General features: G+C 38.9%; 15 protein-coding genes. 8 read left to right on the top strand and 7 right to left on the bottom strand.

Annotated features, from left to right (window positions below; genetic code table 11):
• Positions 1–30 precede the first annotated feature (30 nt).
• A complete protein-coding gene (locus MKX14_RS17300) occupies positions 31–423 on the bottom strand; it encodes a hypothetical protein (RefSeq protein WP_046812242.1) in 393 nt (130 codons plus the stop codon).
• Positions 424–529: 106 nt separating this feature from the next.
• Here MKX14_RS17300 and MKX14_RS17295 point away from each other — a divergent pair, with 106 nt between their 5' ends.
• Positions 530–928 (top strand): MAPEG family protein, encoded by a 399-nt coding sequence (locus tag MKX14_RS17295; RefSeq protein ID WP_002121258.1) that lies wholly within the window; start codon positions 530–532, stop codon positions 926–928.
• Between the two features lie 127 nt (positions 929–1,055).
• The gene (gene ppa / locus MKX14_RS17290; protein ID WP_002121243.1) at positions 1,056–1,580 is read left to right on the top strand and encodes an inorganic diphosphatase; all 525 of its coding nucleotides are present in this window, start codon (positions 1,056–1,058) and stop codon (positions 1,578–1,580) included.
• Positions 1,581–1,687: 107 nt separating this feature from the next.
• On the opposite strand, the gene oprD is transcribed toward ppa, so the two are convergent.
• Positions 1,688–2,977: an OprD family outer membrane porin gene (gene oprD, locus MKX14_RS17285; RefSeq protein ID WP_046812241.1), complete on the bottom strand. Its 1,290-nt coding sequence runs from the start codon at positions 2,975–2,977 to the stop codon at positions 1,688–1,690.
• Between the two features lie 737 nt (positions 2,978–3,714).
• Here oprD and MKX14_RS17280 point away from each other — a divergent pair.
• Positions 3,715–3,903: a hypothetical protein gene (locus tag MKX14_RS17280; RefSeq protein WP_240283074.1), complete on the top strand. Its 189-nt coding sequence runs from the start codon at positions 3,715–3,717 to the stop codon at positions 3,901–3,903.
• A 38-nt stretch (positions 3,904–3,941) separates the two neighbouring features.
• Positions 3,942–4,754: a TorF family putative porin gene (locus MKX14_RS17275; RefSeq protein ID WP_046812239.1), complete on the top strand. Its 813-nt coding sequence runs from the start codon at positions 3,942–3,944 to the stop codon at positions 4,752–4,754.
• A gap of 41 nt (positions 4,755–4,795) precedes the next feature.
• On the opposite strand, the gene MKX14_RS17270 is transcribed toward MKX14_RS17275, so the two are convergent.
• Both MKX14_RS17270 and MKX14_RS17265 read right to left on the bottom strand, forming a co-directional pair.
• Positions 4,796–5,674, bottom strand: a complete 879-nt coding sequence (locus MKX14_RS17270) for a dihydrodipicolinate synthase family protein (protein WP_240283073.1) — start codon at positions 5,672–5,674, stop codon at positions 4,796–4,798.
• Between the two features lie 15 nt (positions 5,675–5,689).
• Positions 5,690–6,466 carry an aldolase gene (locus MKX14_RS17265; RefSeq protein WP_240283072.1) on the bottom strand — a complete coding sequence of 259 codons (777 nt, stop codon included), beginning with the start codon at positions 6,464–6,466 and terminating at the stop codon, positions 5,690–5,692.
• 111 nt (positions 6,467–6,577) lie between these two features.
• On the opposite strand from MKX14_RS17265, the gene mocR reads away from it, so the two are divergent.
• Complete coding sequence (mocR, locus tag MKX14_RS17260; protein WP_133482132.1) at positions 6,578–8,011, top strand: PLP-dependent aminotransferase family protein; 1,434 nt, start codon at positions 6,578–6,580, stop codon at positions 8,009–8,011.
• Positions 8,012–8,035: 24 nt separating this feature from the next.
• On the opposite strand, the gene yieF is transcribed toward mocR, so the two are convergent.
• The 3 genes from yieF to MKX14_RS17245 all read right to left on the bottom strand — a co-directional run bounded on the left by yieF (position 8,036) and on the right by MKX14_RS17245 (position 10,463).
• Entirely contained in the window at positions 8,036–8,581 is a 546-nt protein-coding gene (gene yieF, locus MKX14_RS17255; protein ID WP_046812235.1) for an NADPH-dependent FMN reductase, read from the bottom strand.
• Positions 8,582–8,682: 101 nt separating this feature from the next.
• Positions 8,683–10,170, bottom strand: a complete 1,488-nt coding sequence (gene yifB, locus MKX14_RS17250; RefSeq protein ID WP_133482136.1) for a YifB family Mg chelatase-like AAA ATPase — start codon at positions 10,168–10,170, stop codon at positions 8,683–8,685.
• A 65-nt stretch (positions 10,171–10,235) separates the two neighbouring features.
• On the bottom strand, positions 10,236–10,463 hold the full coding sequence (locus tag MKX14_RS17245) for an accessory factor UbiK family protein (RefSeq protein ID WP_002121136.1): 228 nt from the start codon (positions 10,461–10,463) through the stop codon (positions 10,236–10,238).
• 278 nt (positions 10,464–10,741) lie between these two features.
• Here MKX14_RS17245 and glnK point away from each other — a divergent pair, with 278 nt between their 5' ends.
• The 3 genes from glnK (at position 10,742) to nrdR (ending at position 13,117) form a co-directional block, all read left to right on the top strand.
• The gene (gene glnK, locus MKX14_RS17240) at positions 10,742–11,080 is read left to right on the top strand and encodes a P-II family nitrogen regulator (RefSeq protein WP_000780326.1); all 339 of its coding nucleotides are present in this window, start codon (positions 10,742–10,744) and stop codon (positions 11,078–11,080) included.
• A gap of 57 nt (positions 11,081–11,137) precedes the next feature.
• Positions 11,138–12,535: an ammonium transporter gene (gene amtB, locus MKX14_RS17235; RefSeq protein WP_017385861.1), complete on the top strand. Its 1,398-nt coding sequence runs from the start codon at positions 11,138–11,140 to the stop codon at positions 12,533–12,535.
• Positions 12,536–12,658: 123 nt separating this feature from the next.
• The gene (gene nrdR, locus MKX14_RS17230) at positions 12,659–13,117 is read left to right on the top strand and encodes a transcriptional regulator NrdR (RefSeq protein WP_000543541.1); all 459 of its coding nucleotides are present in this window, start codon (positions 12,659–12,661) and stop codon (positions 13,115–13,117) included.
• Positions 13,118–13,122: the final 5 nt, after the last annotated feature.

The raw sequence follows: 13,122 nt of genomic DNA, 5'->3' as shown, positions 1-13,122 counted from the left end.
AAAAAGCGCTTTAGGGCGCTTTTTTTATTTTTACATTTTGTTGTGGCTCTTCATAAACCAGCGGTCTATGTAAGGACGTCCAATTCCGACCATCCCAACAAAAACTAGCATTGTGCCCAATTGCAAACGCAGATGAGTTAAATCAAGCTGACCATAACTTAAATAATTATCTGCTAAGCAATATATCGTAATCACAATGAGCCAGTGCCATAAAGTAAGTCGTTTAATACCGACTGCAATAAAGGTAATTGTTAAAATAACAAAGGTGCCAAGTGTCGATTGCCAATTTAGATTTGCACAAATCACACTCAATAAAAAAGCGACAATAGGAAGTACGATTTTTAATATACGGTCTACCTGAAGTTGATTTTGTTTTTGCTTCTCTAAGACTTCAAACAATTCTTTTTGATCAGGTTGTTGCATATATGGCCCTATTAATCAGTGATGACAAGTGATTGCATAAAATTTCAGGTAAAAACGCAATGTTATGATAGCATGATCAACAGTATTTTCAGTGATGGATGGCACTATGCAGGGCATCAGCGGCATTATCTATATTATTTTAGTGGCATGTTTGCTGCCATACGCATTTACCGTAATTGCAAAATTTACGGGTGGTTTTCAGCCCGTCGATAATCAAAACCCGAGAGCTTTTTTGGCTAAAACAACAGGCCTTGCTGCTCGCGCTAATGCCGTACAACAAAATAGCTTTGAAAGCCTACCTTTATTCTTAACTGCTATTTTAATGGCTGAATATATGGTTGTTCCAGAATATTTTATTCTGAGATTAGGTTGGGCATATATTATTTTAAGAGTTATTTATGGTATCTGCTATTTAAGTAACTGGGCAACTTTACGCTCGATTGTTTGGTTCTTATCGATATTGTGTCCAATCTTTTTACTTGTGGTCACGATAAAACTGACTTGAGTGTCATTCTATCATCATTCATATCAACTTTCGCGTGTGCCCATTGTATAATCGGCATCATTTTGATGATATCCACGCTATAATCGAGTGGATTTTACATCTGACTTCATAACGAAAGAGTATTGATATGAGTTACAGCAATATCCCAGCAGGTAAAGATGCGCCAAATGACATCTATGTCATCATTGAAATTCCTGCAAATGCAGCACCAATTAAATATGAAATCGATAAAGATTCTGATGCATTGTTTGTAGACCGTTTCATGGGTACAGCAATGTTCTATCCAGCAAACTATGGCTATGTTCCAAATACTTTGTCTGAAGATGGCGACCCATTAGACGTACTTGTTGTAACTCCACATCCTGTTGCTGCTGGTTCTGTAATTCGTTGCCGTCCAGTGGGTAAATTAAACATGGAAGATGACGGTGGTATTGATGCGAAATTAATCGCTGTTCCACATGAAAAATTATCTCCACTTTACAAAGACGTGAAGGAATATACAGATCTTCCTCCGTTATTGATTAGCCAAGTTGAGCATTTCTTCAGTCACTATAAAGATTTAGAACCAGGTAAGTGGGTAAAAATCAGTGGTTGGGAAGGTGCTGATGTTGCTAAAGCAGAAGTATTAAAAGCAATTGAAGCTGCTAAATAAGCTTTTAATTTATAAGCTCAGAATTTCTCAATTGAGATTCTGAGCCTAATAAAAAACCTACATCTGTTGCCAGACGTAGGTTTTTTTATGCTTGATAGATCTATGAATTAGAATAATTTCACAGGGATATCAAGGAAGATACGCCATTCGTTTGTATCACCGATGTACGCATTAGATTGGTAAGCATCACTTGCACGGTAGTAAGAGTTACGAATACGAAGGCTTGCATCTTTTGCGAAACCACTTTGAACTGTGTATTTCACTTGGTTAAAGAATTCGTGTTCTTCAGCATCATCAGTTAAACCTTTAACTTTGATGTCCCAACCGTATACAAATGCAGTTGTCCAGTTTAGACCAGGTAATACGCCTAACTTACCAAAATCAAGACTGTATTGGATTTGTGCAGATTTTTCATCGTTGCCGATGAAGTCAGACATATAAGAGTTTGGTAAATAAATACTTTGGAAACCATCAGCATTTTGGCCGTAATCATAACCTACGTTACCACTGTTCTGTTGGTAGGCAACCATTACATTATGTGGGCCAGTGTTGTACGCTGTAGAAATTGCCCAAATATTGTTTTTACGGTTAGACTTGTCATCAGTAGTTTCTGAATATGTGATAGCATTTTCATCAAACTTAGTATGATAACCACTGAAATCATAAGTTAATGAACTGTCATTAGCCAGAGGCTGTTTAAAGTTCACATTCACATAATGACGTTCAAGAGCATTTTTGCTGTCTAGACCATAGTAAGATGCATTTAAATTGTCATCAAACTTATATTTAGCACCCCAAACAATGGCGCGATCAAGCCCATTACCATTTACATCCGCATCGGTATTGATTTGATCAGACATTTGGTCTTTAGTAAATTTACCAGCAACCAATTCAAGATTCTTGATTTCATGGCTGGTTAATAAAGTACCTGTAAAGTATTCAGGAACCATACGTCCAGTATTACTTGCAAGAACAGGTAGGTCGAGTACTTGAGTACCGTAACGCACTGTTGTATTCGAGAAACGTGCTTTAACGTTCGCACCGCCACGAGCCCAGTGATCGTAAGCGGAACCGTCGTTATGTTTAGGAATCATTTGGTTTCCGGCATTTTTATTTTCACCGATTTTAAATGAACCGTCGCCAACAACGCCAACACCAACGCCAACAATACCAGGGGTAAAGCCAGATTCGATGTTTACAATTGCCGATTGAGCAACTGAGCTAGTATCTTTCGCGCCTTGTTTCTTGTCGCGAGTTAGATAACCTGTACGGAAGAGAATAGAACCGTTCGCATCTTCAACAAATCCTTTTGCCTCACTTTGCTCGCTTGCCTGAGCTGAGGAAATTATTGCCGCAGAAATGAGAACTGCTAATGTAAGTTTTTGTGCTTTTAGCATATTTAAAGAACCTCATAAAAACGATAAATCCTGTGCCTTGTTATAGTTCAAAGCCTAGGATTTCCATCAATTGTATAAGTAATCTATAAAAAAGATATATTTTTGTTGATTTTATTTTATATATGCTATGCAGAAATTGATTAATGTGCTACTGGTTATTTAATAAATTTACTAATCGTCTTTTATACTTAATCTATTGTTTAAAATAAAAAAAGTAATTTCATTTTTAGTTGATTTTTACCATTTATTTTATATTTAAACATCAAAAAATAGTTGATTCTTGTGTTTATTTTTTAATCATTTTTGTGGGATATGTTTACTTTTTAGTCTTTCCTTGAGTTGATTTTTTCAACGATTTATTTTAAACACTATTCAAAATGTTACTATGTAACATAATTTTCAAAAACAAAATGTATAAGAATGGATTGTCACAATAAGCCAATCGAATTGAATTGAAGTGATCGAATTTAGTGCAATATATTGCTTAAATTATGTGCACTATCCATTTTGTACATATTGTTGCTTAAAAAAGATCCAAAATAGTTCATCAGTTTAAATGGGTCATAAATAAAACAGGTCTAATTATTAGAAATGCGCTGTATCAGACCATTACAAGCATTGCCCTCAAGAAATTTACGTACTTTTTATACCTCGACTTTAAGATTAAATAGAAAATTTATGTGCAACAAATGAATACTCCTTACCTCGTTTAGTAATTTCCGATAAGGGGTTTTCATATGTCTAGTATTTTATATTACATAACAGTTTTATTTTATCGGTATGTTTTTTCTACATATATTTTTATAAAAATTAAACATGGGTTCTATGATAAAGCGAGTTTGATCACGAAATTAATGAACAGCACTGATAGCAAATTTGTACTTGGCACAGCAATTGCTAAAGCTCAATTAACACAATTTGTTTAATTCCTATAAATCGTGCGTTCATTGTGGGGGAGATCAAAATGATGAAATTTGCACTTAAGGCAGTAACTCTTGGTATCTGTGCAGCAGGGTCAACTATGGCTATGGCTGAAGATGCTCCATCTTTTTATGGAATCACGGCAACAGGTAGTGTGGCAGCGACCACAGACTACCGTTTCCGTGGTGTTACCCAATCGTCAAATAACCCAGCTATTCAAGGTGGGTTCACTTTTTCTCATAAGTCAGGTGCTTATGTTGCGCTTTGGGGGTCAAGCGTAGACTTTAATACACCTGGCGTTTCAACTGAAACTGATATCTCTTTAGGTTATACAAATACATTAAAATTGTCTGATACGCTTGCACCAACTTATGATGTGGGTGTAATTCATTATGGCTATATTGGTTCTGACTCAAAATTTACTAACCCATACAATGGTGATACAGGTTTTGACTTTACCGAGTTTTATGGAAAATTAACTTTTGCTGATTCTTTATTTAAAGGTGATGCACTTAGTGTGGGCGTAAGCTATTCAGATGATTATTGGGGCCACTCTGATGAGTTCTGGTATTTTAACGTAGGTTATTCAGCACCAATTGCAGACACTGGATTTACTGGACTTGCTTCAGTTGGTTATAACAAGCTTAAAAACAAAGATTCTTTACTTGTAGTTGCAGGTGGACCAGGTGAAGATGATAGCTATATTGATTATAAAGTCGGCGTAAACTATAACATCTTGGGTATTGTTGCTGAGCTAGATGTTGTCGGTACAGATATTAGTACTTCTGGCATGACTGATGCTCAGAAAAAACCTTATGACACAGGTTTAGTGTTTAGTTTAACTAAAACATTCTAAGTTTGAGTTTTAAAAAAGCGGGTGAGTAACCCGCTTTTTTATTAGTTTTCTATTTCAGAAAGTAGCTGTTTTAACTGGTTAAGCTCAATATCCGTAGCTTTAGACAGAGGTTTACGTGGTGAACCCGCAGAGACACCTTTTAGTTGTAAACCAGCTTTAATCGTTTTAGGTAAACCACCATTTACAATAAAGCGTAGTAGAGGAAGTTGCTGATAAAATGACTTCTGAGCTTGTTCCAATTCACCATTTTTTACATGTTCAATAAGCTGTTGAGGTCGCTGACCTAATAGGTTCGGTGCTGCTGTACACCAGCCGCTTGCTCCAGCACATAAAGCTTCTAATGCTAGAGGGTTACAGCCGTTATAAAAAGGGAGTTCTCCTTTTGATAACTCATAAATTTTATGCATGCGCTGAATATCACCGCTACTTTCTTTCACCATCGTAATATTTGCAATGCTATTAAACATACGCACAATTAACTCTGGAGACATATCAACACCGCTAGTCGCGGGGTTGTTATAAATCATAATTGGTAGTGTGGTTTCTTGGGCAATTGCTTGATAATATTCAAAAATCTCTTGGTCTGTTAGCTTCCAATAAGATATAGGAATTACCATAAGTGCATCCGCACCATAGCTCTGCGCGATTTGAGCTTTTTTGATAGCTTGATCAGTCGTGAGTTCTGAAATTCCAATAATGACAGGCACGCGTTTATTAATACTTTCAATTGAAGTTTTTGCGACTAAGCACCATTCATCCCATTCAAGATAAGCGCTTTCGCCTGTACTGCCTAAAGGTGCAATTGCGTCGCAGCCATTTGAAATCAGTAAATCCAGCATTTGTTTCAAAACAGGAAGATTAATAGTGTTGTCATCAGAAAATGGGGTAACAGGGTAGCCAATAATGCCGTTTAATTTCATGGTCGAGGTCTCTTTTTAAATACAGTCAGAATGTCTTTTCAAAGCCTTACGTGCGTAGTAGGCAAAGTTCACTTTGTTGCGTTTATCGGTAGATACCCAGTCATGAGCTTCTGTGGCTAAATCGTGTGGGATCGGCTGAATTTGCCCAGCAGACATGGCTAGTAGTTGCAGTTGAGCTGCGCGTTCGATTAAAAGAGCCAAGTTACATGCTTCTTCAATGGTTTTTCCTGTAACCAGTTGACCATGGTGAGACAACAAAACAGCGCGGTTTTTACCAAGAGCAGAAGAAATCAAAATACCTTCTTCGTTGCCTACAGGAACACCCGGCCAATGGCCTACAAATGAGCAATCTTCGTAAAGTGCGCAGACATCCATTTGAGAAATCGTGAGCGGAATTTGAAGCATGGAAAGAGCCGCGACATGCGTAGGGTGTGTATGGATTATGCAGTTCACCTCTGGATGTTTTTTATAAATCCATGTATGAAAACGGTTGGCTGGGTTTGCCATACCTTCTTGATTGATGGGTTCTAAATCTTGGTTCACTTCAAGTAAGTTTGAAGCAGTAATTTCATCAAAACCTAAACCGAAACGTTGGGTAATAAAGGTCTCTTTATTTTCACTACGGCAAGTGATTTGACCTGCTAAACCAGCATCATGGCCATGGTCAAATAAAATACGACAAGTGAGTGCAAGCTTTTGACGATCAGTTAAATCTGAGTCGCTAATCCACTTTTGCATGTCTTGCTGTGCGTGTTGCATGAGGTCTTGTTTGTTTACAGAAGCTGTCTTCATCTCTTCTCCAGTCCAGTTGACCAAATTCAGTAGGTGAAGGCAGAATAGAAAATAACTGGATGAATCAATACATCCAGTTTTTATAAGTTATATGGTCCAGATGGGGCAAATATGCTAAGACCTTGGCAAGTACATTTTCGTATCGATGAAAGAGAAGAAAAAACAGTTTTTCTAAGACTGACCAACTTGATTAGTCAGGAAATTTTAAGTGGCCGTTTGGTGCAAGGAACTATGTTGCCAGGGTCTCGTAGTTTGTCAAAAGAACTAGGGATTAATAGAAAAACAGTACAAGCAGTCTATGAAGAATTAGAAGCACAAGGATGGCTGGTGACTCGCCCCCGAAAAGGCACATTTGTGGCAGATGTTTTGCCGGAAAAACAGTTTCAAATAGAGCTAGTATCTGAGCGAAAAGTTAATGATAAGCCGATTATTCAAGAAGCTGCCTTATACCCACATAATGATGGTGTACCAGATCCGAGGCTTATTCCATACGAATTATTTTCACGAGCCTATCGGCATGCACTGATTAAAATTACGCAAAACCAGTACATGGGTTATGGCGACCCACGGGGGATGATTGAGTTAAGACAAGCTTTACAACAAATGCTATCGATGGAACGTTTTATGAATGTTGCTGAAGATGAAATTTGTATTGTACGTGGTAGTCAGATGGGAATTTTTCTTGCATCTCGTGCATTACCTAATCGGCAGGGTGTTATCGTTATTGAGGAATTATATTATCCATCTGCTTTTAAAGCATTTCAGTCAAATGGCTTTCAAGTGGTTTCTGTTAAATTAGATGAACAAGGTGTTGTCATTGAAGATTTAGAACGGATTTTACAAGAGCATTCTGTAGCTGCCATTTATACAACTCCGCATCATCAATATCCTACAACCGTTACCATGACAATGAGCCGTCGTCTTCAACTCTTGGAGCTTTCAAAAAAAAGGGGCTTTTATATTATTGAAGATGATTATGACCACGAATTCCACTATGACAGTCGGCCTATGCCACCCTTAGTGAGTTTGCCTCATTCTGAATTGGTCATTCATGTGGGTTCATTGTCTAAAGTTTTTGCACCCGGTATTCGCTTGGGTTACATCGTGGCATCTTCACCAATCATTCAATCCATTACTGAAGATATTTTATTGATTGATCGGCAAGGTAATAACATTACGGAACTTGCGTTAGCAGATTTAATGCAGCGAGGGGAGATCAAACGACACATCCGTAAAATGAAAAAAATATATCAACTACGCCGTGACCATGCATTAATTGAGTTCCATCGAATTTTTGCTGAGACTGTTCAGATACAATCACCTGCAGGTGGAATGGCTTTGTGGGTTAAATTCCAGAAACCATTTACTCAAGATCAGCTTATAAAATTAAAAGAACTCAACATTGATACAGAGCAGAAGTTTAAACAGGGGGAGCCATCTAACCATTGTATTCGTTTTGGCTTTGCTGCTTTATCAGAGAAGGAAATCACTGCTTTAATCGAGAAGCTAAATGAGATTCTTAATAAAAGAACAGTAAACTCATAATCCGCTGTTTTATTTTAAGAAAGTTCACTCTAATTCATTTCTACATTTTTGAATCTCTGAGACAAAGCTAAGCAAAAAAGGGGTAACTTGTGACTTATATTCTTCAGTTTGTAGCATCTCGCTAATTTGTTCAGGAGACTTGCCGATGAGAGAAATCCTTAAAAATAAATCTTCAAAGAAATTGCTGCTAACAGTCGACAATACTCTTCTTAAAGAAACTAGCATGTCGTCGCCGCGGCTGGATGCGTGAACCAGAACAATAGGTATGTCTATAATTTCGGTACGGGAAACCATCCAGTCAATTGCATTTTTAAGACCACCCGGAATACAACGAATATATTCAGGACTTGAGATAATAATGCCATCTGCATCGGAAACAGATTTGATGAAATCTTCCACTACAGTAGGCGTTTTTTCTCCTTCATTATCTGGAGAAAAGACAGGCAGATTATTAATATGATCAAAAACTGTGAATTCAATGTCGGACGGTGCTATATCCTTTATTGCCCTTAATAGAGCAGTATTTGTAGATTCTTTTCTTGCACTACCTGAGATAGCCAAAATTTTCATAGCGTCCTCTTTTTTGCCTTTTTATATAGGCATCAATAAATTCTTTAATGAACAAATTATATGCATATTAAAAAAGCGGATACACGATCCGCTGTTTTATCTTAAGAATGATTGCCTCGATAAGAGAGCGCTTCTGTAAGATGAGGACTTTGGATCATCTCACTTTGCGCCAAATCGGCAATGGTACGAGCAACCCGTAAAACACGATGATAAGCACGAGCCGACAGATTCAAACGTTGTTGAGCCATTTCAATCATTCGTTGAGAAGTACTATCAAGTACAGCATATTGCTCAAGTTGTTTCGGTGAAAGTGCTTGATTTAAACAATCTTGTCTTTGCATTTGTTGTTCATAAGCATAAATCACACGCTGTCTTACAGCCGTAGAGTCTTCAGCAGGCGTTGGATCTTGCAGTTCTTGAGCTTTTAAAGGCGGTACATCAATATGTAAATCGATACGGTCAAGTAATGGCCCCGATATACGATTTTGATAGCGCTTAATGCTCTCAGGCGAACATTGGCAACGGCTGTCTTGATTAAACGCATAACCACATGGGCAAGGGTTCATCGCTGCAATGAGCTGAAAGTTTGCAGGATAAGTAATTTGCCGAGCTGCACGTGAAATAATGATTTCTTTTGATTCAAGTGGCTGACGTAAGACTTCTAATACTTTGCGATCAAACTCAGGGAGTTCATCTAAAAATAAAACGCCTAAATGAGATAAGGTAATTTCACCCGGTTTAGGATGTGAACCGCCCCCAACTAGTGCAATCGCTGATGCCGTATGGTGGGGCGCGCGAAATGGACGCTGACCAAAGGTATGCGGTGTATTTGAAATAGAATAAATACTCGCGACTTCAAGCGTTTCCTGATTAGAAAGCGGTGGCAAAATTGAAGGAAGGCGTGAAGCGAGTAACGTCTTACCTGTACCTGGTGGCCCTTTAAAGAGCAGCGAGTGCCCGCCTGCCGCGGCTATTTCTAGTGCGCGACGTGGACGTAGCTGACCTTTTACATCTGCCAGATCAAATTTATAAGGCATTTGATTTGAAGTCACTGCAGGTTCAATCGAAGATAGTGATTTTATGCCCAAGAAATGATCACAGACTTCTTTTAAATGGCTCACTGGATAACATTCAAGATTCGGTAAATGGCTAATATCCTGACTATTATCGAGAGGTAAAAGCATTTTATGCTTGGCCTGTTGACACGCCATTGCCAAAGTTAAAGTACCTGATACTGGTCTTACATGGCCATCTAAAGCTAATTCACCAATTAATTCAAAATCTTCGGCACAGTTTTCTGGGAGCTGGCCAGATGCAATTAAAATACCTATAGCAATAGGTAAATCTAGACGCGATCCATCTTTGGGCAAATCTGCTGGTGCAAGATTAATGGTCAATCTTTTAGTTGGAAATTGAAAACCACTATTAATAATGGCTGAGCGAACTCGGTCTTTACTTTCTCTTACCGCCGCCTCTGCTAGGCCGACAATAGTAAGAGAAGGTAAGCCTTGACTCACATGTACCTCAACTTCAATCAGAGGTGCATGTAAACCTAAAAGTCCCCGTGTATAAATTTTAGAAAAAGACATCTTATTGTTCCATTATGGTGCTTCATTTTTAATCGTTGTAAAGTATAAATGCGCTACGTTGGTGCTTATTTTTTATTCTTTAAAGTTTCTTCTAACAAACTTACTTGTTTTTGTAGCTCTTCTAAACGTTGATTGGCTGATTGAAGTGCAGTCTTTTGACGGTCGATCTCTTGTTTGGAAACAAGATCCAACTTTTCGACCGCTTCATTTAATAATGCACGTAAATTTTTTTCCAAATCTTTTTTAGGCTCATCAATTTGTTCCAGAATGGCCTGTAGCAAAGTTTCTAGCATGAAATATCCAAAGTGTTGTATTACCTTATGGTTTACAGTTTAACACTGCTTAAGCGCTGGATATAGGTTTCAATTCTTTTAGTGCAAATAGATCATTAAATCAGCATATAACACTACTGAAAATTCATTTTATTTTTGATAGCTCATCTACATCTTGCTCACTAAATAGGTTATAAAGAAAGTTCATGCAAAAGATTCATTTCCCTCAACCTTTGAAATATTGGCATGAAAATTGAACATAAAACCTTACTGGTGAAAAGAAGCCGAAGGAAACAAACATGAAGCTTGTAACTGCAATTGTAAAACCGTTTAAATTGGATGACGTGCGTGAAGCACTCTCTGACATTGGTGTACAAGGGATTACCGTAACTGAAGTTAAAGGTTTTGGTCGTCAAAAAGGGCATACTGAACTCTACCGTGGTGCGGAGTATGTGGTTGATTTCTTACCTAAAGTAAAAATCGAGATTGCGATTAGTGATGAAATGGTCGACGCAGTAATTGAATCAATTACACGTGTAGCAAGCACTGGAAAAATCGGCGATGGTAAGATTTTTGTGACTAACCTGGAACAAGTAATCCGTATTCGTACGGGTGAAACTGGACCGGATGCTGTCTAAATTGGCACAAAGCTTGCTGAGTAGAAAATAACTCGCAAATGAGGTTGGGGGACACGAATGAAAAAAATGCTTATGGCGCTCAGTCTATCAGGCGCTCTTTTGGGTGGTACTGCCGTTTGGGCAGAAGAAGCTGTAACAACGCCAACATCGGAAGTTGCGGCTGCATCAACATCTCCAGCTACTGCAACTACTACTGCAGAAGCACCAGTTGCTGAAACTCCAGCAGCTCCAGCACCGACACCTACGCTTGATACGGGTGATACCTCTTGGATTTTAGTTTCAACCGCATTGGTTCTATTAATGACCATTCCGGGATTGGCATTATTCTATGGCGGTATGGTACGTAAAAAAAATGTACTCAGTACGATGATGTTCAGCCTTTCAGCTGCAATCTTGGTAAGTTTGCTGTGGGTGATTGCTGGTTACTCAATCGCGTTCTCTGGCACAGGTGCATTTTTTGGTGATTTGTCTAAAGCAATGCTAAACGGGGTAGCGTTTGATGCATTGAGTGGGACAATTCCTGAAAGTCTCTTTGTTATTTTCCAAATGACTTTTGCCATTATTACAGTTGCGATCCTTAGCGGTTCTATTGCAGACCGTATGAAGTATTCAGCTTTCATGGTGTTTATTGCAGTTTGGGTGCTCGTTGTCTACGCACCAATTACCCACTGGGTGTGGGCTGCAGATGGCTGGTTATTTAAAGCAGGTGCATTAGATTTTGCTGGTGGTACAGTTGTACATATCAACTCAGGTGTTGCAGGTCTAGTTGCTGCTTACATGCTTGGAAAACGTATTGGCCTTGGCCGCGAATCTATGGCTCCCCATAACCTGACTTTAACTGTAGTGGGTGCAAGCTTACTTTGGGTAGGTTGGTTCGGCTTTAACGGTGGTAGTGCTCTAGGCGCTGGTGCTCGTGCAAGTATGGCAATTTTAGTGACTCAAGTTGCTGCTGCCGCTGCTGCATTCTCTTGGTTAGTTGTTGAACGTATGATTCGTGGCAAAGCATCTGTATTAGGTGGTGCTTCTGGTGCGGTAGCTGGTTTAGTTGTGATTACACCAGCAGCAGGTTTTGTTGGGGTAGGCGGTGCTTTAGTGATGGGCCTTATTGGTGGCGTAGTGTGCTTCTGGGGTATTACAGCACTTAAACGCTTACTTAAAGCCGATGATGCTTTGGATGCGTTTGGTTTGCATGCGGTAGGTGGTATTGTCGGTGCGATTTTAACAGGCGTATTCTACAGTGACGAAATTATTAAAGCAGCCAACGTTGCATTAGCTCCAACATTCGCTGGCCAATTATGGGTACAAGTTGAAGGCGTATTGGCAACCATGGTTTACAGCGGTATCGCGACTTTCGTTATTCTTAAAGTGATTGATCTTGTGATTGGTATCCGTGTTAATGCTGATGATGAACGCATGGGTCTGGATTTAAGCCAACATGGCGAACGTATCGAATAATTCGTAATATATTCCAATCAAAAAACAGTCTTCGGACTGTTTTTTTGTCTTGAAGAATGCTGGTTCTGTAAGTGTAGAAATTTTGCTACACTAGGTCAAAGTAATCGACCCTATAAATCCGCTATGCATTGTCCATTTTGCAACGCCGCAGATAGTAAAGTCATCGATTCACGTTTAGCCGCCGAAGGCTGTCAGATTCGTCGACGTCGTGAGTGTGTAAGTTGCGGTGAACGTTTTACCACTTTTGAAAGCTATGAAGTGGTAATGCCCCGTGTGATCAAATCGAATGGAAAAAATGAACCTTTCGATGAGGCCAAATTGCGTCGTTCGTTAATGCATGCTTTGCAAAAACGTCCGGTCACACAAGAGCAGATCGAAACAGTTTTAAGTGATATTCAGTTGCAGATTCGCCGTTTAGGTGAGCGTGATGTGAAATCTAGAACAATTGGCGAAATTGTCATGCAATCTTTATTTGCCCTTGACCATGTTGCTTACGTCCGATTTGCTTCTGTCTATCAAGATTTTCAGGATGTTGAAGCGTTTCGCCGTCAAATAGAGCAAATGCAGCAACGTGAACACTAATCATT

Source organism: Acinetobacter pittii, assembly GCF_022449185.1.
Taxonomy (GTDB): Bacteria; Pseudomonadota; Gammaproteobacteria; order Pseudomonadales; family Moraxellaceae; genus Acinetobacter; species Acinetobacter pittii_I.
This window is presented reverse-complemented; position numbering and strand designations above follow the sequence as displayed.